Below are 247 nucleotides of genomic sequence, written 5' to 3'. Positions count from 1 at the left end.
TTGGAACAAACTCTTGCCAGGTTGCCACTCTACCTTGTAGTTCTGCCTTGGCCACAACATTTCGAGTTTTATTATAGGCCCTACTTGTCTTCTGGTTTGTAAGTAGGTTATCTGCATATGCAGAGACACTATCGTAGACACTTTCAAACTTCATATAATAGTGACCTTCATTGGCAGGTCTTTTGACTGTACAGTCATAAGTTATAGTTCTCTCTTTATCAGTTCCTTTAAAGAGTACTTTCTTTTT

Annotated in this window: 1 pseudogene; it reads right to left on the bottom strand. The window is 38.1% G+C overall.

The annotated features are described in order from the left end of the window. A pseudogene (locus M901_RS08410) lies at nt 1-247 on the bottom strand (hypothetical protein); the annotation flags it as partial.

The sequence above is a fragment of the Bacteriovorax sp. DB6_IX genome, assembly GCF_000447775.1.
Lineage (GTDB): Bacteria > Bdellovibrionota > Bacteriovoracia > Bacteriovoracales > Bacteriovoracaceae > Halobacteriovorax_A.
The sequence above is the reverse complement of the archived record's forward strand: the minus strand, read 5'-3'. Positions and strand labels throughout refer to the sequence as shown.